Origin of the sequence: Commensalibacter sp. Nvir (assembly GCF_963921845.1) — a bacterium.
Lineage (GTDB): Bacteria > Pseudomonadota > Alphaproteobacteria > Acetobacterales > Acetobacteraceae > Commensalibacter.
On record NZ_CAWUGZ010000018.1, the window covers coordinates 40,063 to 59,705 of the forward strand.

Genomic DNA, 19,643 nt, shown 5'->3' on the forward strand with positions numbered 1-19,643 from the left:
TTTATCTGAAAATTTTTCTCGTATGTGGTATGAAAGCATAGTTTTCGACCTGTGGAAAAGAAATTTTAGTTATGGATCCGATCAGCGCCCTTGAGCATTCTGTACACGATGAAAAAATACTTATTCTTGATTTTGGCAGTCAAGTTACGCAATTAATTGCCAGAAGAATACGAGAAAGCGGGGTTTATTGCGAGATATGGCCGTATTCCAGTTCTGCGGAAAAGATTCGTTTGTTTGCCCCAAAAGGGATTGTGTTATCGGGTGGCCCTGCCAGCGTTCTTGAAAAAAATGCCCCCAGCATTCCAAAAGAGGTATTTGCCTTAAACGTTCCTATTCTAGGAATTTGTTACGGTGAACAAGCACTGTGCCATCAGTTGGGGGGTCAAGTCGAGCCCAGTGAACACCGTGAATTTGGTCGTGCGCATGTTGACATTGTGGAAGACAGTTCATTGTGTCGGGGCGACTGGTCAAAGGGAAAACGTGAACAAGTGTGGATGAGCCATGGCGATCGCGTGGTCAAATTGCCGCCAGGCTTTCGCGCCGTTGGTACCAGTGAAAATGCCCCGTTTGCGATGATTGCCGATGAGGGGCGTCGTATTTACGGGGTGCAATTTCATCCCGAAGTGGTGCATACGCCACATGGCGCTGCTTTATTAAAGAATTTCACGCATCGTATCGTGGGTTGCCAAGGTCTATGGACGATGGCAGGCTTTCGGGATTTGGAAATCGAACGCATACGTCAACAGGTCGGAAAAAAGAAAGTAATTTGTGCCTTATCGGGGGGTGTCGATTCCGCCGTAGCGGCGGTGTTAATTCATCAAGCGATTGGTGATCAGCTAACTTGCATTTTTGTCGATCATGGGATGTTAAGACAAGGTGAAGTGGACGAGGTGGTTAAAACCTTTACGGGACGTTTTAACATACCGTTAATTAAAAAAGATGCGTCTGAGCTTTTTCTAAGGGAATTGTCGGGGATTACCGATCCGGAGCAAAAGCGAAAAATTATTGGACGATTGTTTATTGAAGTGTTCGATAGCGAAGCGCAAAAGCTGGGCGGGGCCGATTTCCTAGCCCAGGGCACGTTGTATCCTGACGTTATTGAAAGCGTCAGTGTAACAGGCGGCCCATCGGTAACGATCAAATCCCATCACAATGTGGGGGGGTTGCCAGAGAAGATGAACATGCAATTGGTTGAACCGTTAAGGGATTTGTTTAAGGATGAAGTCAGGGCATTGGGTCGAGAATTAACCCTGCCTGAAACCATTGTCGGCAGGCATCCTTTTCCAGGGCCAGGTTTGGCCATCCGTATCCTAAGCAATGTTACTCAAGAAAAACTCGACTTATTGCGTCGTATCGACGCGATTTATCTTGAGGAAATACGTAACGCCAAACTATACCATGCAATTTGGCAAGCCTTTGCGGTATTGCTTCCGGTTCGTACAGTGGGGGTTATGGGGGATGGTCGCACCTATGATTATGCGTGTGCTTTACGGGCTGTTACCAGCGTTGATGGCATGACGGCCGATGTTTACCCGTTTGATATGGGCTTTTTAACCCGTGTCTCGGGACGAATTGTTAACGAGGTAAAAGGCATCAATCGTGTAACCTACGATATTACCTCAAAACCCCCTGGTACCATCGAATGGGAATAATTTTTTAATTTTAATTAAAGCATGTGAAGCTTAGCGTATTTATCCAAAACATGTTGTTTTTAAATGTCAGTAATAGTGGCCCTTCATAGGGTAGAGGGGGGTAATATATGTCTAACTTAACCTCTTTTGAGCGTCGTACGCTCGAAAAATTGTTGGGAATGAGGGGCGGTTACGTTTTAAACTTTACCGATCGCACCTATGCCGAATTCTTCAATGATTATCACGTGAAAATCGATGCAGAACAGTATCGAACCGGTGGCGATTCAAAGGCTAAGCGGATGCGCACGTTTTGGAATGTAGCTTCTAATGCTATTGTTGGTCGTGTACTAAAAGGTTTGATTACTACGGGTATTCAAGAAGAGTGCTTCGGCGATAACAGCAATTCGCAGCTGATCGAAGAGTGCCAGAAGATTGCCCAGCGCCTTCTTAATAATCAACCAGTAGCCGAGCTAGATGCGCTGATCGCCATCGCAGATGAGCGCGATTTTGAAGTGGTGGCGGAGCATATTCGTGAATTGATCGAAAAGAACCAACCCGAGGGTGGACTGGATCGGCTGCATACATTCGTTAATAAATTCATTCGCGTTACCTGCACGCCATACGGAATTTCTATCACGCGTGATAAGCCAATGCATAGCGTCTTTGGTGAGTACGTAAAGGCACTCCGGGAAAGCGGCCATCTTAATTCTCCGATGACCGAGCGCATCTTAAAATCCAGTATCTCAGTACTAGAAACCTTCAATGATGTACGTAACAACAGAAGTCTTGCACACGACAACCCAATTTTGAACTATGAGGAAAGTTTATTAATATTTAATCATGTTGCAGCCCTGGTGCGGTTTATTAAGTCGTTAGAGACGAAAATCGGGGTTCAAAAGCTAACGGCTGAACAAGATAATTGGGATCATAGTAATTTTTTCTAACACATATATTTTACAAATAAACCAAAAACATAGAAATTTATTTATAATTTACACTTGAGCTAAAATAAATCTTTGTTCCAGTGGAAATAAGTGAGGGCAAGATTATTCATTGAAAAATCTACGGTTTTTATAGATTAATTATAGAGATACAAAAATTACGTATCAGCGTATAATGTTCAATCTTGTTGATAAATAAAATATAACGCGATATGTATATATAGTGTGTCCAATCGAGATCTATACTAAATGTAGTTATTTTGGTACACGCTATCACAGTCTAAGTAAATTTACCGTTTTCTAAATTATGAGGTGTTGTATCGTGAATCACGCTGATTTGCTTGAGAGAAAGTCTCGTGCTTTTGATAATGCGGTGAACGCTTCGCTTCCTGATGCTTTTGTTGAAGCATTAGCGGGTGAGGTGCAATTATACGGTTGCTATCAAGTACGAATTGATCCCTCTCGTGATGCGTTGTTAACGCCTTTTGGTAAAGCCACCTTAGACGACCGCTATTTGATTGAAGGGGAAACCTATCAAGATCTCTTTGCGCGGGTTGCTTCGTATTATGGCAGTAACGCTCAACATGCCCAGCGTTTGTATGATTACATGTCCCAGCATTGGTTCATGCCCGCCACCCCTGTGTTATCCAATGGGGGGACTTCTCGAGGACTACCCATTTCTTGTTTTCTGAATGAAGCGGAGGATAGTTTAAAAGGAATTGTTGGATTATGGAACGAGAACGTATGGCTTGCGTCACGTGGAGGTGGAATCGGTTCCTATTGGGGTAATTTACGGTCAATTGGTGAAAATGTAAGCAAAAACGGAAAAACGTCTGGGGTTATTCCTTTTATTCGCGTGATGGATAGTTTGACCTTGGCCATCAGCCAAGGTTCTCTGCGCCGTGGCTCGGCAGCGGTTTATTTACCCATTTGGCACCCTGAAATTGAAGAATTTATTGAGTTGCGCAGACCTACGGGCGGTGACCCTAACCGTAAAGCGTTAAATTTGCATCACGGCGTTTTAGTTTCGGATGCGTTCATGCGCGCGGTGGAGCGCAACGAGGACTGGGCCTTGCTTTCGCCCAAAGACCAAACGGTAATTCGCACCCTTTCGGCGCGTTCTCTGTGGATACGGTTGCTCACGACGCGGATTGAACAGGGCGAGCCGTATATTGTCTATTCCGATACGGTAAATAATGCACGTCCAGAGCAGCATAAATTGGCTGGATTGGAAGTTAAAACGTCTAATCTTTGCGCAGAAATCATGTTGCCAACGGGTCTAGATCATCTGGGAAAAGAACGCACCGCTGTCTGTTGTCTATCGTCTTTAAACCTAGAATATTGGGATCAGTGGTCAGAGAACAAAGAGTTCATTCCCGATGTTATGTTGTTTTTAGATAATGTATTGCAGGATTTCATTGATAAAGCCCCGAATGAAATGGAAAAAGCGCGATATGCTGCCGAGCGTGAACGTTCGGTTGGTATGGGGGTGATGGGATTTCATTCGTTTTTGCAGAATAAAAACATCCCTTTTGAAAGCGTTATGGCCAAAGTTTGGAATAAAAAAATTTTTAAGCATATTCGTGCTCAAGCGGACAACGCGTCCAAACAACTGGCAAAGGAAAAGGGACCTTGCCCCGATGCCAAAGATTATGGAATTGACGAGCGGTTTTCCCATAAAATTGCTATTGCCCCTACGGCTTCGATCTCCATTATTGCTGGAAATGCCAGCCCTGGAATTGAGCCTATTACCGCAAACGTATTTTTGCAAAAAACCCTGTCTGGCTCTTTTACCGTAAGAAACAGACATTTAAAAAAACTATTGCAGGAAAAAGATCAGGATAACGACGCCGTTTGGTCCTCTATTACGCTTAAAAATGGCAGCGTTCAGCATCTTGATTTTTTAACTCAAGATGAAAAAGATGTGTTTAAAACCGCGTTTGAGTTGGATCAACGTTGGGTTATTGAGCATGCTGCCGATCGTTCCCCGTTTATTTGTCAATCGCAGTCTATTAATGTGTTTTTGCCCGCCAATATCCATAAAAAAGATTTGCACCAAATTCATTATCAAGCATGGAAAAAAGGGGTGAAATCGCTTTATTATTGTCGTTCCCTCTCTTTACAACGTGCAGACGATGTGAGTAACGTAGCAATTAAAAAAGATATTATAACAGGAATTGAAGCCTCACCAAAACAAGCGATAGATTACGAAGAATGTCTCTCTTGTCAGTAAGATGGAATTAAACGTTGTCTTGATAAGATGCTTCTAAGAAAGAATGTTTTGGTTTTTTTAACAAGAGAGTGTGCACCATGACGTTTATACCAACTTATACTTTAGCTGATGGAATGGTTGTTCCTGCAATAGGATTCGGGACGTATAAATTAAACGGAATGGAAGGCAAGAAAGCCATCGTTCAAGCGGTCCACAACGGATATCGTTGGTTGGACTCAGCGTTCAATTACGAAAACGAAGGGGCAGTCGGTCAGGCAATTAGAGAATGTGGAGTCCCGCGCAGTGAACTACAAATTACTTCCAAACTACCTGGTCGGCGTCATCGCTATCAAGAAGCCGTCCAGACCATACAAGAATCGCTGTGGAGGGCACAATTAGAGTATTACGATTTTTATTTAGTTCATTGGCCAAACCCTATTACCGATCTTTATATTGAAGCATGGCAGGCATTAATTGAAGGGCAAAAACGGGGATATATTCGATCTATAGGCGTCTGTAATTTTTTACCGGAACATTTAGATCGATTAATTAATGAAACAGGGGTTATGCCAGTCTTAAATCAAATAGAACTGCATCCCTATTTTTCACAAAAAGAACAAAGAGCATATAATAAAAAGCTCGGTATTCTGACTCAATCGTGGAGCCCTATGGGGCGTGCCAGCAAGGTATTAAACGATCTGGTTATTGAAACTATAGCGGTGGCGCACCAAAAAACAACTTCTCAAATTATCTTACGGTGGCATGTGCAATTAGGTTGTGTGCCTATACCAAAGTCTGCTAGCGAAACGCGTCAACGCGAAAATTTGTCTTTATTTGACTTTGAGCTTTCTTCTACCGATATGGAAAAAATTAATGCTCTCACCAAAGAAAATGGTCGTTTAAAAAATCAGAATCCTGCGCAATATGAAGAATTTTAAGTAAAATTTTTTATAAAGGGTTAATCCCATCAAAACAGGCAGATCCCTCTTAAAGAGATTTGCCTGTTTTGTTATGCGATTTGTTTTAGCTTGGTTTCAAATCGGTAAGTTTGTTCAAATAATGAATTGATAAATCTAAACTATTATTTTAGTCTTGTTGCTATTACTTATGAAGTTAATGCAATTCTCGATAAAAATATAAACTTTATTAAGTTATATTTAATAATTCTTAATAAAACCTTAAATCTTTTTTAAGAATGAACAACACTAATATCCTATGCTTAAACTGAGCGTTTATAGAGAGGGATGTTTCTATGAAGTTAATGAAGAGAAAGCATGCACCCTTACATCTTAGCGACATAACGATTATTGAAGACCACAAGTTGCGCAAAGCCATTACCGCAGCTGCCTTAGGGAATGCAATTGAATGGTTTGATTTTGGTGTTTATGGCTTTCTGGCTACAATTTTAGGGAGAGTTTTTTTTCCAGACGTTGCCCCTGGCTTACAAACCATCGCAGCCTTGGCGACCTTTTCCGTTCCATTCTTGATACGCCCTTTAGGAGGGGTTGTATTTGGTGTATTAGGGGATCGCTATGGTCGTCAAAAAATTCTGGCAGTAACCATTATCATCATGTCCATCAGCACGTTTTGCATTGGCCTTATTCCGGAATACGCCACCATTGGTTTGTGGGCTCCTCTTTTATTGTTAATTGCCAAATTGGCACAAGGGTTTTCCGTAGGCGGAGAATATTCTGGTGCAGCAATTTTTGTAGCCGAATATTCTCCCGATCGTAAACGTGGGTTTATGGGCAGTTGGCTCGATTTTGGTTCAATTATTGGATTTGTTTTAGGAGCGGGTCTGGTTATTTTTATTTCCAGTACGATGACCGAAGCCAATTACCAAAATTGGGGGTGGAGAGTTCCTTTCTTTTTGGCACTGCCTTTGGGAATTGTAGGTCTTTATTTGCGTCATGAATTGGAAGAAACCCCGGCTTTTCAAAAACACGTGGATAATTTGGTAGGCGAAGATAAGGAAACGATAAAAGATCCTCCCAATGTTTCCTATCGTCAGGTGCTCACTCAATTTTGGAAAAGTTTGTTGGTGTGTGTGGGTATCGTTATCGCCACGAATGTTACGTACTATATGCTCTTAACTTATATGCCAAGCTACTTAACGCACAGTTTGAACTACACCGAAGATCACGGACTGTTAATTATTATTGCTATAATGGTGGGTATGCTTTTCGTGCAACCTTTTATCGGGTTAATGAGTGACAAAGTGGGTAGAAGACCATTTGTTATTGCAGGAAGCATTGGGTTACTTTTTCTTTCTTATCCAGCCTTTACGCTTATCCAAAGCAATTCTATAGGGTATATTTTTTTGGGTTTGCTGGTAATTGCCATATTGTTAAATTGTTTTACGGGCGTCATGGCCTCGACGTTACCTGCTATTTTCCCAACCAGCGTTCGCTACAGTGCTTTGGCTATCTCGTTTAATATTTCAGTCATTGTGGCAGGGCTTACGCCAACGATTGCAGCATGGTTGGTTGAATCGACCCATAATCTTTATATGCCTGCATATTATTTAATGGTTGTTGCGGCTATCGGCTTATGGACGGGATTAAAGATGCCCGAAACAGCAAACAAACCGCTACATGGCGGGATGCCAGTCGCCTCCAGTCGAAGTGAAGCAAAGGAAATTTTAGAAGATCATTTCGAGACTATTGAACAAAAGGTTGATGAGATTGATGAGAAGATTTCAGAATTGGAAAGCACTCGCCAAACGCTGGTAGATCAACACCCTAAATTGGATTAATACCTATTAAAATATTCCCTCAATTTACCAAAAGGCATAAAAGAGGGAACAGTTTAAATAGGAGAAAACACTTGATAGCCGCTTAATTTCGATCAGAGCACATACGGGTATAGAGCTCCTTTAAGACATCATGTCCTGAAAGGCCTCTTCCCATGTTCCTTCTGTTGCTGCGCGGCTGTATTCCGTCGACCGATTTTCAAAAAAATTGGTATGTTCTATGGCATTGATCATTTCATCCATCCAAGGAAGTGGATTTACATCAATAGGATAGAGTGTATCCAATCCTAACTGTGTTAACCGACGGTTTGCAATAAAACGAATATAATCTTTTACCAATTTCGCATTTAATCCTTCCACCTCACCCATTTCAAAAGCGAGGTCAATAAAGGCATCTTCGTGATGTACAATAGTAATACAAATTTCTTTTAGTTCTTGTTGAAATTCGGCAGTCCACAAATGGGGATGTTCTTGTATAAAAGTACGAAATAATTTTATAATTGATAAACAATGCAAGGTTTCATCCCGTACAGACCAGGAAATAATTTGCCCCATGCCTTTTAGCTTATTGAAACGTGGGAAATTCATTAAGATGGCGAAGGATGCAAAAAGTTGTAAACCTTCGGTAAAGGCACCGAAAACAGCCATTGTTTTGGCAATTTCATACGGATTATCAACCGAAAAATTTTGCATATAATCGTATTTATCTTTCATTTCTTTATAGTTAAGAAATGCAGAATATTCGATTTCTGGCATACCAATGGTATCTAGAAGGTAGCTGTATGCTGCGATATGAATGGTCTCTATGTTTGAAAAAGCCGAAAGCATCATCAATATTTCGATGGGTTTGAAGACTTGGCTATAATATTTCATATAAGCATTGTTCACTTCAACGTCGGCTTGGGTGAAAAAACGAAAAATTTGTGTGATCAAATTTCGTTCAGCGTCGTTCAATTTTTTATGCCAGTCCTTAACGTCTTCGGCCAGTGGAACCTCTTCGGGTATCCAGTGAAGGCGTTGCTGGGTTGACCACGCATCATAAGCCCAAGGGTAATGAAATGGCTTATAAACTGGATTGTAGGTCATTAAGCCAAACGATTGTTTTTTATTGTGTTGAATAGGATCCAACGTATTCCTCCTTGGTTGGTAATATCTAAATAATTTTGCTCAAGACGGTTTTAGTAGTTACCCTATTGTCAGGACAAGAGCGAAAGCTTTTTCCCTTGCCTAAGAATCCGATCAGCTTCGAGCGTAAATTCACCATTATCTTGATGCAAAACCAAGCCCGGTGCAACGTAACTGTCCCCTGTAGATCCCATACGGCCCTGTAAAATAACAATACGTGCAGGCCGATTGAGTTTTGGCCACAGAGGAAAAAGAATTAAAGAGCCCAGTTTATAGTGGTGCATGGTAGCGCTGGCTTCAGCGTATAAACCTGCGGAAAGGGCTAAGGTTAACGTTCCTCCTTGCCTTAAGGGTCTACTCAGCGCGTAAATCCACTCTGATAATAATCCTTTAGGCAAGCGTTTAGCTAAATCTTTTTGAAAATCTGAAGAGCGTGTGGTGTTATGACGGTTCCATGGAGGGTTTGCGAATACATGGTCGACATGTTCTTGTCCTTTGGCTAAAAAAGCAAAAGGACGTTTGGGTAATTTGGGTAACATGACTTGAATTGCTTTAAGATTAAGCATTTGATTGAGTATAAAATTTTCATTGGCTAATTCAATGGTTTCAGCGTGTTGCTCCCATCCTATCCCTGTAATATGAGGAATTCGGTAACTCAAGCACATAAGTCCCGCGCCAGCACCACACCCTCCTTCAATAATAGTTTGGCCGGATTTGGCTGGAATAGCTGCAGCCATTAATATAGGCTCTAAGGCTGTTCTGTATCCATCCTGAAATTGTTTGTAAAAAATCTTTCCTTCAAGTAGGGTTCCATCTGATGTATTTTTTGATTTATGGTGTATAAAATTCGAAGTAAACGATAGCAAATGCATAAATCACAAACCGCTAAGATGTTTTAATAGATAAATTGTATTCTAGCTTAACTTTTAACAAAGTGTTAAAGGTAATGAAGTTTACTATAGCGAAAATAACTGAAAAAGAACCTAATTAGTGTTACATATAGTCGCTTGGAATGAAAAGAACGAATATTAAAAAGGTAAAGAATTGAGAAGCCTGAATTTATGGACAAACAAGACCCTTTAAAAAAATTGTCAGATTATTTAGCTCTCGATATGGATCTTTGCAATCGAGTGATCACAGATAGGATGCAAAGTTCTGTCGAGTTGGTTTCTAAATTGGCTTCTCATCTTATTGTGGCTGGTGGGAAACGATTGCGTCCTTTGTTAACGTTGGCAGCGGCTCGATTATGTGGGTATGACCCTGAAAAAGACGTTTCACCTCGTCATGTACGTTTGGCGGCTTGTATTGAATTTCTTCACACGGCTACGTTATTGCATGATGACGTTGTTGATGAAAGTGAATTGCGTAGAGGTTCTGCCAGTGCGAATGTTGCCTTTGGTAATTCCGCTTCGGTATTGGTAGGGGATTTTTTATTTTCTCGTGCTTTTCAAATTATGACGGAAGATGGTTCTTTAGACGTTATGAGAATCATTTCTCAGGCTTCCGCTACCATAGCGGAGGGAGAAATTTTACAGATGACCACTCAAAACGATCTATCCACCTCCATAGCGCGTTATTACGAAGTTATTCATGGAAAAACAGCGGCGTTGTTTGCTGCATCGTGCCGAGTTGGTGCAGTGGTTGCGGAACGCCCTTCTCGTGAAGAGTTGGCGCTGGAGTGTTATGGGTTGAATTTAGGGATGGCTTTTCAGCTGGTTGATGATGCTTTGGATTATTCTGCAAATCAAAAGCAACTGGGCAAGACGGTGGGGGATGATTTTCGAGAAGGAAAAATTACTTACCCAATTTTGGTTGCCTATGCTCAAGCCACAGAAAAAGAAAAAGCATTTTGGCAACGTGTTATTGAACAAGAAGAGCAAAATAAAGAAGATCTCGCATCCGCTTTAGAATTGATTCATCACTATAAAGCTTTAGAGGCAACGTTAAATGAAGCAAAAAAATTCGCACTAAAAGCTTGCCAAGCTTTGGAATGTTTTCCGACCAGCACCTTAAAATCGCTTTTGGAAGAGATAGCTAATTATACCGTTTATCGGCATTTTTAGACAAATTGAGTAATCGTATTAAAGCCTAATCGTTTAATTTTTTCAAAAAATGTTTTATCTTTATAGGAAGCAGAGGTGTGATAAAAAACGCTATCTAGTTTTCTTTTGTTTGAAGAAGGACTGCATTGTGTTTGTAAAAGATCGACAGTATGTTTGGCAACGGCATGAGCAGGATCTAGCCATTGAATAGGTTTAGGAGAGAAGTATCGCAGTTGCTCAAGGATGAACGTATAATGGGTGCACCCTAAACAAATAACATCAATTTTTTCTGCATAAGGAAGGCTTAGTAAATTTTGTAATTCTTGTTTTATAACATGAGAATTATAGGGTTGGTTTTGAAATATTTTTTCTGCGATGGAAGCTAAAATGGGTGAGCCATAGGCGATAAGCTCACAATCAGAAGCAAAATGTTGTTTTAAGTGTACAAGATATGAACGACTAACTGTGGCGCGCGTGGCTAGAAGTCCAATATGTTTGCTTTGGCTGATTTGTGCTGCCCATTTTATAGGGGGCACGCAGCCAACAAAAAGGATGGTGGGATAAAGCGCACGTAGCTGATCTAAGGCGATCGTGCTGGCTGTATTACAGGCAATAATAATAATGTCGGGCTGAAGTTTTCGTATTGCTCGATCTATTAAATCGATGATCCTCTCAATCAAAAAAGCATCTTCTTGTTCTCCGTAGGGAAAAACAAGACTGTCGGCTAAAAAACTTATGGAGGCATCCAAAGCATAGTTTTCTAGAAGGGGATAGAGATTTTGGATAATACTCAACCCACCTATTCCAGAATCAAAAGCTAAAATACGATAAGCCATTATGATTTGAATTTATAGACGAGACTGTTTATATGCCAATGCTTCTTTTTCATTTCCTACTCCACCGTGTTTGGCAGACCAGCTACAGGGATCTTCCAAAAAACGACGAATTTCTGCTGTATTTCCGTTAGAAAAAGAAGGGTATTCTGAGCTTACTTCTAAAATATCCCACCACGTGCAAAGAGAATGTAAGGTGATGCCAATTTCACTTAGTGTCTGATAAGCGCTAGAAAACACTCCGTAGAAAAAAACCACAAAAGCATGATTAACAATAGCCCCTGCATCCCGTAATGCTTTGGCAAATCCTATTTTTGACATACCGTCCGTTGTTAAGTCTTCTACGAGAAGCGTGCGCATATTTTCAGGGATATCCCCTTCTATTTGTGCGTTTCTTCCAAACCCTTTTGGTTTTTTTCTAACATAAGCCATAGGTGTCATCATGCGATCCGCGAACCAAGCTGCAAATGGAATGCCTGCCGTCTCTCCGCCTACCACCGCATCAAAAGATTCATAGCCGACATGTCTGCAAATTTTTTCAACGCCTAATTCAATAATTTTAGCTCGCGCTCTTGGATAAAATATAATTTTACGACAATCAATATAAACAGGCGATTTCCACCCTGCCGTCAGCAAATAAGGGTCTTCGGGACGAAAATTAACCGCTTGAATTTCAAGCAATAATCTCGCTGTTATAAGCGCAGCGTCGTGATCCCATTCGGTCACTCGGGGGGAACGGGGTTGGTTTGATGAAATTTGTTGATTGTTTTGAGCCATTAGGAGGTTGCCTTATAACGGTCGATAACTAAGGAGTGAATTACTTATACTCTGTTTTATTTTAAAATGCAGCAGTTATCGTGTCAAAAATATCAAAGAAGTAATTCATTTCACAATTTTGTCAAAACTGTCTTTGACTCAATGTATATAGGTTTTTATGCTTTGGCATTATAGCTTGTCTTTTGATTTGGAATTTAATCGTGGCTGCTCAATTAAAACATATCCCTCGTCGGTGCGAACGCTCAGTGGTGACTGCTTATCAAGAATTAAAATTGGTGGGTATAGACGAGTTGCAAATATTCGAAAGCTGTATCAATTTGTATCGAATTTATCATCCTGAATCGTCCCTTACGGAAGCAAGGTTGTTGGTGTCGGAATGGATTGATTATCATATCTACGATAAACATCGTAACGCACCTAAAGGATGCGATTGTGATGAATAGAAAATCCGTCCCTAGTATCTTTACTTTATTAGCATGGGTTATTGAAGTTTCTTTTTCCAGGTCCTGTGTATAATTTGTCTAGGTCTGTAAATGCGCCTTAGGGGGTCGCTAAGCTTCTTTCCATTGACTGACCCAGCCGACTGTCCTGGCTACTGTAAATAAAGTCGTAAACATCGTTTCGGGTATGCCCATAGCTTTTAAAATGATACCTGAATAAAAATCAACGTTTGGGTAAAGTTTTCTATCTACGAAATAAGCATCGTCAAGAGCTCTTTTTTCCAGTTCGATGGCTAATTCAAATAAAGGGTCAAACTTTATGCCTAATTCATCTAGAACTTCGTCACATGTTTTTTTCATAATTTGTGCACGTGGATCAAAATTTTTATAAACACGATGACCAAAGCCCATCAAACGTACTTCATTATTTTTTGCTTTTACTTTTGAGATAAATTCGGGAATATTTTTTTTGGAACCTATGGAATGGAGCATCTTTAAAACCGCTTCGTTGGCCTCTCCATGCGCAGGTCCCCATAGCGCTGCGATTCCGGCAGCGATACAAGCAAAAGGATGGGCACCGGTAGAGCCGGCTAATCGTACTGTGGAAGTGGAAGCGTTTTGTTCATGGTCAGCGTGTAAAATGAAAATCCTGTCCAAAGCACGACTTAAAACTGGGTTAATCACATAGTTACGGTCGGGTCTTGCAAAAAGCATATTTAAAAAATTTTCGGCGTAAGAATATTCAACCTTTGGGTAAACGAACGGTTCACCTAACGAGTATTTGTAAGCCCAAGCGGCCAAGGTAGGCATCTTAGCAATTAAGTGTATGGCGGCAACGTTACGACTGATTTCATTGGAGGTATCTGCCCCTTCTGGATAAAATGCAGATAAACCTGCAATTGTGCCGCAGAGAATTGCCATGGGATGGGCATCGCGCCTAAACCCATTAAAAAAATTACGTATTTGTTCGTGAAGTAAGGATTTTTTTTCTAAACGCGCAACGAAACGATCTTTTTCGTCAGGGGAGGGAAGTTCGCCGTATAGAAGAAGGTAAGCGACTTCGGGAAAAGAAGATTTTTCAGCCAATTGATTAATAGGGTACCCTCTATAAAGTTAAACTCCTTTTTTACCGTCAATAAAACTGATTTTACTTTGACAACAAGCGGTCATGCCTAAACCTGGATCAAACGTAAAAAGGTTCAAAGTAGGCGAAAGGTTTTGAATATATATGACGTTATTTCCGTTGGATCCAGATAAAACAGGAAGTTTACAGGTTTCACCTGTATAGGTTAGCGTTACAGCCCCTTCATCTTGTAGGGGTAAAAAAGAGGTGGTTTCTATTAAGTCTTTATTCATACACGGGTTTCCAAGCTGTGAAGTACGTTAACCAAACAAATAGTATGAATGGGATAATAAGAAAAAAAGGAAATATTTACGTTTAAGAGACTAAAATGCTCTAAGGATAAAATGCAATTAAGTTGCTTTGCCGTATGTTTAATTCATGACAGTTCTGAATATTTAAAGAAAAATGTGCCAAAGCGGCAGTTGGAAAAGAAGTTAGTTTTGTTGGGTTTTCTGAAGAAGAATAGGATGAGGAAAGAAAAAGATGGCTAAGGCAATGCAATGCAGGATTGTGACCAATAATGAGCATTGAGTTTGTGTTTTTAAAATTTTGTATTGATTTAATAAGGTCGTCAGAAGTGGCTAAATAAAGTTCTTTGAAAAAGTAAACCCTAGATTGGAAATGATTAATGTTGAGATAGTCGAGCGTTTCACGCGTTCTGGACGAAGGACTGCATACAATCAGATTTAAAGAACGTACTATTTTTTTAAGCAATTGTCCTTTTTCTTTTGCTTGTTCTCGTCCTCGGGGTGTTAAGGGTCGATCAAAGTCATTGGCAAAGTCTTCGACTGCTTTTCCATGTCTTAAAAGATATAAATTAAGTGTATATGTTTCATGTGTCATGTTTTTGCTTAGCAATAGCCTGGTGGTGTTGAATGACTTCTTTGATGATAAAGTTGAGAAATTTTTCGGCAAAATCTGGATCCAAATGGGCAGATTTCGCCATGGCACGTAAGCGAACAATTTGCTGTGATTCTCTTTTGGGATCAGCAGCAGGTAAGTTGTAGGCTGCTTTTAGTTCTCCCACTGTTTGCGTTAAGCAAAAACGTTCTGCTAAAATATGTATTAGTGCGTTGTCAATATTATCAATACTTAACCTAAGTTTGGTTAATTTTTGAAGCGCTTGTTTGTCTGCGGATAGCTTAGTCATTGTAGAATCCCTTGTTGAATTTAAGGCTAAAGTTGAGTTATAAAGTGATATCGATCCACGATAAATGCCCTCCTTTGCCCGCACCTGTATCCATAAAAATAATTGTTGCACCGGTCGGGGTTTGGTATTTCCACGGCCGTCCGTCGGTCGAGCGACATTCGTGACCACAGTAAAGCGTGTAGCCTTGAGGAACTTGGTTGATCCAGTTTGATTTACGTATAGGATAGCCATGTGCATTCGTTTTTTTAGTGACTTCCCCATATAAAGCTCTGGAAAGTAAAGTGTTAACGGGTTTTAAAGGATCGGGTGGGGGTTCAAAAAGCATTTTGGGGTGAAAACCAGCGTGAACAAAAATTGTTTTTTTGAATACAAGCCAAGCAGGCGCTCGTTCAAGTGCGATTTCGATTTTGCTTGCCAAACTGGAATCTGGATGGTTTTGTATTTGTTCAATTGTTTCGGTTAATGCTGAATCTTTAATAATTTTTCGGTTTTTTAAATATAATCCAAGTTTTCGATCATGGTTGCCAATTATAAAAAGACCTCTATGTTTTTTTTGAACTTCAAGCATAAGGTCTAAAACACCAGCGCTATCTGGGCCGTAGTCTACTAAATCTCCAAGTTGAATGATGAATTTATCCGTCTCGACAGCATGACCAAAGGCCTTAATGTCGCCATGTACGTCACCGATGATGCGAAATAATTTTGAGTTTGATAGGAATTCTATAGACATGGAGTTTATTTTATCTAAAAAGAATAATTTTGTATCTAATATATTTTCTAACTATTTATATTCTTGAAAAAAAATTCATAGGTAGTTGATTTAAACTAAGGCTTTTATTTTTCAGGAAAACGTTGAATAGGGTGAAGTCAGTTTCGATGGGTCGGGAGATAATATGAAGTATAATGAACGTATCAGGCATTTAGGATTAAAACGTAAACTATGTAGCGCAGAGCAAGCCGCTGCGTGGATTAAACCTGGTGATGTTGTCGGAACGAGTGGCTTTACAGGCTCTGGTTATCCAAAAGCCGTTCCTCAAGCTTTAGCTAAAAGAATAAAAGAATTTCATGATAAAGGGGATTCTTTTCAGATTAAATTGTTAACCGGTGCTTCTACAGGACCTGAGTTGGATGGCGCTCTAGCAGACGTTAATGGTGTCTCCTATCGCGCTCCTTTTAATTCTGACCCTAAAATGAGAAAGCGCATTAATGAAGGGGATACCCAATATTTGGATACCCATCTGAGTGGCCTTTCACCGCTTTACCGTTGCGGTGCCTTAGGACAAATGGATGTCGCTATTATTGAAGTTTCAAGTATCAACGCGGATGGATCTCTGGTTGCGTCAACCGCAGTAGGAAACAATCAGCTTTGGTTAAATAGTGCTAAAAAAGTAATAATAGAGGTAAACAGTTGGCAATGTGCTGAACTGGAAGGTATGCACGATATATGGGAAGTAACGTCTAGTTTTCCCCATAAAATAATTCCTATTTCCGATCCTTCAAATCGTATTGGCTCTCCCTATATGACGGTTGATTTGGAAAAAATTGTTGCTGTGGTGGAAACGCATTCCGCAGATCGTAATGCGCCATTTACGGCATCCGATGAGAATGCCCGCTCAATTGCGGGCCACATCATGGAATTTTTCAAGTATGAAATAAAAAAAGGTCATATTCCTTACCACATGTTGCCTATACAATCGGGCATTGGCAATGTAGCTAATGCAGTTATAGAAGCGCTCAGTGAAGGGGATTTTTACGATTTAAAAGCCTATACTGAGGTCATTCAAGATGGTATGTTAGCGATGCTTGCAACGGACAAAATGATCGCAGCATCCGCAACGTCTTTTTCCTTAAGTCCTGAAAAAGCTAGATATTTTAATGAAAATATTCAGCTCTTTCGGAAAAAAGTTGTTCTTAGACCCCAAGAAATTAGCAACCATCCTGAAATTATTCGACGGATTGGCTGTATTGCCATGAATGGTGCTATTGAAGTTGATATTTTTGGTAATGTCAATTCGACGCATATTATGGGTTCAAAAATGATGAATGGTATTGGTGGATCTGGGGATTATGCTAGAAACGCTTACATTTCTATTTTCATGACACCTTCTCTAGCAAAGGAAGGAAAAATTTCTTCTGTAGTGCCTATGGTGCCACGAGTAGATCATATTTCTCAAGACGTTCAAATTATTGTAACCGAAAGAGGACTTGCGGATTTAAGAGGGTTATCACCCAAGGAACGTGCAAAATTAATTATTCAAAATTGCGCCCATCCCATTTATAAACCATTATTGCAAGAATATTATCAATTAGGTTTACAAAACCCATCGATACAAACACCTCTTTTCCTAAAAGAAGCGCTTTCATGGCATGATAAATTTGTAGAAACAGGTTCAATGGCTTAGACCCAATCTGTTTTAAAATTTGTGTATGGTAGCAATCCTATGTATAAAGTGAAATGGCTTTTCATAATTGTTTGCGCGTAATAAATTGCAGCCATACTCTTTATTATCTTAATTTTTGGTGCTAATGTGATGAATAAAAATTAATACCGGGTATAATGCACTGCTTTAAAATGATTGCGATTATAAGACAGTTGATCTGGTGTTAATTGAAACCCTAAAAACAATTCATAGCCATCGGGTGTTCTTGCTGGGGTTGAAGGAAGTTTAAAAAGCAAAGGTTCCGATTTAAGAGTAAGTTGATCAACATTATCAGGAAAATCAAAGCGAGCGATCAAATTCTTTTTATCAACAATAGCCCCGTTTTTAATTGTTGCGATAAAATAAGGAATTTGATATTTTTTGTGTTGGGCAGCAGGACCTTGTTGTGCCTGTATAATTACGTTTAGGGTAGTATCAATTCTATCAACATAAGATTTACCCTTTTTCTTGTTTTCAGCGTTATCAATATTTTTTGGGTCATCAACGCATTTCCCCTTAACACCTAATATACTTGCCCTAATGTCTAAGTGAGAAAGATCTTGGATATGGTTGTAAAATTGATAATAATCGGAAGCTGAAGACAAAACGGTTATTTTAGGACAAACGGGGGGGAACTCATACGTTTGTTTTTCAGCACAACCCCATAAAAAATTTGCTGCAAAAAGAGGAATTAAAAAAGATTTTATAGTGTGTATATAACGCTTGCCTGAAAAAATCATAATTCTCCTGCCTCAAAATAGTATATAAAATTATTATTTCTACCATAAAGCAAAATAAGGTAATGGGGAATATGATGTTAATTTTAATTTTATGATGAATGATGACCCGTCTCCTTGTTTATTGTCCCACCTCTCGGTATATATATTTAATGTTTGATTGTATTTAGGAATAGTATGCTCAGTCATAGTTTGGATGGTTTGTCATCAAAAAGTCGTGCACTAAAAGTTTTACTTGCAGAGCCACGCGGTTTTTGTGCTGGTGTGGATCGTGCCATACGCGTAGTTGAAGAGGCCTTACGTCGTTATGGGGCGCCCGTTTACGTACGGCACGAAATTGTTCACAATCGAACCGTTGTCGAAAATTTAGAAAAAAAAGGCGCTATTTTTGTTGAAGAGCTGGATGAGGTGCCGCAGGATGCTCATGTTGTTTTCTCTGCTCACGGAGTGCCCAAGACCGTTCCTTTAGAAGCGGAACGAAGGAATTTACTTTATTTGGATGCGACGTGTCCTTTAGTTTCTAAAGTGCATAGAGAAGCAGAACAACATTTTGCTGACGGCGGTTCCGAGTGTAGGCATATTTTGATGATTGGTCACGCGGGTCACCCAGAAGTTGTTGGGACGATGGGACAGCTGCCGCTCGGTGCAGTTACTTTAATAAAAGACGCTCAAGAAGCAAAAACTGTTCATCCTGAAAACCCTGACCGGCTTGCCTTCATCACTCAAACCACTCTTTCAGTTAATGATACCGCTGAAATTGTAGCGATTTTGCGCGAACGTTTTCCTAAAATTGAAGGGCCAAGGCGTGAAAATATTTGTTACGCAACGACGAACCGTCAAGAAGCAGTTAAACGTATTGCTCCTGAATGTGATTTAGTATTTGTTATAGGATCACCTAATTCTTCTAATTCTCAACGTTTGCGAGAAGTTGCAGAGCGTTCGGGGGCCCCAAAAGCAATCTTAGTACCTAAATTGGAAAATCTTGATTGGGCCGTACTAAAGGGGGTAAATGTTTTGGGAATTACGGCTGGAGCCTCTGCTCCAGAGTCGTTAGTGCAAGAAATGCTCAAAGCATTATCACAAAAATTTACGTTGGATATTGAAGAACGTATTGTAAAAAAAGAACATGTAACGTTTAGCTTGCCGTCTTTATTGGGGCGATAAAAGAAATAAAAATCAGATTCGTGGCGATTAATTCTCTGATAATGTTTTTTTGAAGGGTTTCAGTTTTTTTGATTTCGTAGATTTTTATTTAATGTCTATCGAATTTCAGACTTAAAATTTTGCGATTGTGCTAAATGTTGGCGCTCCAAAGATAGAGATTTTCAAGAAGACAAGGTTAATAAACTTTTTCACGCTATCAATCTATAAAGCAATTAACTTAAAACTAAAATTAAGTTTATCTAGGTTTTGACCCTGGATATAGTGATATATTTTTCCTTTAGTTGTCTATACGAATG

Annotated in this window: 17 protein-coding genes and 1 pseudogene; 9 read left to right on the forward strand and 9 right to left on the reverse strand. The window is 39.9% G+C overall.

What is annotated here, in order from left to right; translation table 11 throughout:
- Window positions 1-71 precede the first annotated feature (71 nt).
- The 5 genes from guaA to proP all read left to right on the forward strand — a co-directional run bounded on the left by guaA (window position 72) and on the right by proP (window position 7,539).
- Window positions 72-1,652 (forward strand): glutamine-hydrolyzing GMP synthase, encoded by a 1,581-nt coding sequence (guaA, locus tag AABE15_RS01510; RefSeq protein WP_338329515.1) that lies wholly within the window; start codon window positions 72-74, stop codon window positions 1,650-1,652.
- A 107-nt stretch (window positions 1,653-1,759) separates the two neighbouring features.
- Window positions 1,760-2,575, forward strand: coding sequence for an abortive infection family protein (locus tag AABE15_RS01515; RefSeq protein WP_338329516.1), 816 nt, complete (start codon window positions 1,760-1,762; stop codon window positions 2,573-2,575).
- 370 nt (window positions 2,576-2,945) lie between these two features.
- Entirely contained in the window at window positions 2,946-4,805 is a 1,860-nt protein-coding gene (locus AABE15_RS01520; protein ID WP_338329531.1) for a ribonucleoside-diphosphate reductase subunit alpha, read from the forward strand.
- A 77-nt stretch (window positions 4,806-4,882) separates the two neighbouring features.
- A complete protein-coding gene (locus AABE15_RS01525) occupies window positions 4,883-5,722 on the forward strand; it encodes an aldo/keto reductase (RefSeq protein WP_338329517.1) in 840 nt (279 codons plus the stop codon).
- Between the two features lie 314 nt (window positions 5,723-6,036).
- Window positions 6,037-7,539 (forward strand): glycine betaine/L-proline transporter ProP, encoded by a 1,503-nt coding sequence (gene proP, locus AABE15_RS01530; RefSeq protein ID WP_338329518.1) that lies wholly within the window; start codon window positions 6,037-6,039, stop codon window positions 7,537-7,539.
- Window positions 7,540-7,659: 120 nt separating this feature from the next.
- Here the strand turns inward: proP and AABE15_RS01535 are convergent, their stop codons facing one another.
- Together AABE15_RS01535 and AABE15_RS01540 are read right to left on the reverse strand one after the other, a co-directional pair.
- On the reverse strand, window positions 7,660-8,664 hold the full coding sequence (locus tag AABE15_RS01535; protein WP_338329519.1) for a ribonucleotide-diphosphate reductase subunit beta: 1,005 nt from the start codon (window positions 8,662-8,664) through the stop codon (window positions 7,660-7,662).
- Between the two features lie 68 nt (window positions 8,665-8,732).
- On the reverse strand, window positions 8,733-9,533 hold the full coding sequence (locus AABE15_RS01540) for an N-6 DNA methylase (protein WP_338329520.1): 801 nt from the start codon (window positions 9,531-9,533) through the stop codon (window positions 8,733-8,735).
- 189 nt (window positions 9,534-9,722) lie between these two features.
- Between AABE15_RS01540 and AABE15_RS01545 the strand changes: the two genes are divergently transcribed.
- A complete protein-coding gene (locus tag AABE15_RS01545; RefSeq protein WP_338329521.1) occupies window positions 9,723-10,724 on the forward strand; it encodes a polyprenyl synthetase family protein in 1,002 nt (333 codons plus the stop codon).
- Here the strand turns inward: AABE15_RS01545 and murI are convergent.
- Window positions 10,721-11,539 (reverse strand): glutamate racemase, encoded by an 819-nt coding sequence (gene murI, locus AABE15_RS01550; protein WP_338329522.1) that lies wholly within the window; start codon window positions 11,537-11,539, stop codon window positions 10,721-10,723. The two genes, AABE15_RS01545 and murI, sit on opposite strands and share 4 nt — an antisense overlap.
- A 12-nt stretch (window positions 11,540-11,551) precedes the next feature.
- Window positions 11,552-12,313, reverse strand: a complete 762-nt coding sequence (locus AABE15_RS01555; protein WP_338329523.1) for an orotate phosphoribosyltransferase — start codon at window positions 12,311-12,313, stop codon at window positions 11,552-11,554.
- A 200-nt stretch (window positions 12,314-12,513) separates the two neighbouring features.
- On the opposite strand from AABE15_RS01555, the gene AABE15_RS01560 reads away from it, so the two are divergent.
- A complete protein-coding gene (locus AABE15_RS01560) occupies window positions 12,514-12,756 on the forward strand; it encodes a hypothetical protein (protein ID WP_338329524.1) in 243 nt (80 codons plus the stop codon).
- 28 nt (window positions 12,757-12,784) lie between these two features.
- Here the strand turns inward: AABE15_RS01560 and AABE15_RS01565 are convergent.
- The 4 genes and pseudogenes from AABE15_RS01565 to AABE15_RS01580 all read right to left on the reverse strand — a co-directional run bounded on the left by AABE15_RS01565 (window position 12,785) and on the right by AABE15_RS01580 (window position 15,756).
- Window positions 12,785-14,109 (reverse strand): annotated as a pseudogene (locus tag AABE15_RS01565) (citrate synthase).
- Between the two features lie 100 nt (window positions 14,110-14,209).
- Complete coding sequence (locus AABE15_RS01570) at window positions 14,210-14,719, reverse strand: histidine phosphatase family protein (protein ID WP_338329525.1); 510 nt, start codon at window positions 14,717-14,719, stop codon at window positions 14,210-14,212.
- Window positions 14,709-15,026: a chorismate mutase gene (locus AABE15_RS01575; RefSeq protein WP_338329526.1), complete on the reverse strand. Its 318-nt coding sequence runs from the start codon at window positions 15,024-15,026 to the stop codon at window positions 14,709-14,711. The genes AABE15_RS01570 and AABE15_RS01575 overlap by 11 nt, the downstream gene beginning before the upstream one ends.
- 37 nt (window positions 15,027-15,063) lie before the next feature.
- The gene (locus AABE15_RS01580; protein ID WP_338329527.1) at window positions 15,064-15,756 is read right to left on the reverse strand and encodes a metallophosphoesterase; all 693 of its coding nucleotides are present in this window, start codon (window positions 15,754-15,756) and stop codon (window positions 15,064-15,066) included.
- Between the two features lie 163 nt (window positions 15,757-15,919).
- Between AABE15_RS01580 and AABE15_RS01585 the strand changes: the two genes are divergently transcribed.
- A complete protein-coding gene (locus AABE15_RS01585) occupies window positions 15,920-17,428 on the forward strand; it encodes a succinate CoA transferase (protein ID WP_338329528.1) in 1,509 nt (502 codons plus the stop codon).
- A gap of 140 nt (window positions 17,429-17,568) precedes the next feature.
- On the opposite strand, the gene AABE15_RS01590 is transcribed toward AABE15_RS01585, so the two are convergent.
- On the reverse strand, window positions 17,569-18,186 hold the full coding sequence (locus tag AABE15_RS01590; RefSeq protein ID WP_338329529.1) for a hypothetical protein: 618 nt from the start codon (window positions 18,184-18,186) through the stop codon (window positions 17,569-17,571).
- Between the two features lie 174 nt (window positions 18,187-18,360).
- On the opposite strand from AABE15_RS01590, the gene ispH reads away from it, so the two are divergent.
- Window positions 18,361-19,347, forward strand: a complete 987-nt coding sequence (gene ispH / locus AABE15_RS01595) for a 4-hydroxy-3-methylbut-2-enyl diphosphate reductase (protein ID WP_338329530.1) — start codon at window positions 18,361-18,363, stop codon at window positions 19,345-19,347.
- Window positions 19,348-19,643: the final 296 nt, after the last annotated feature.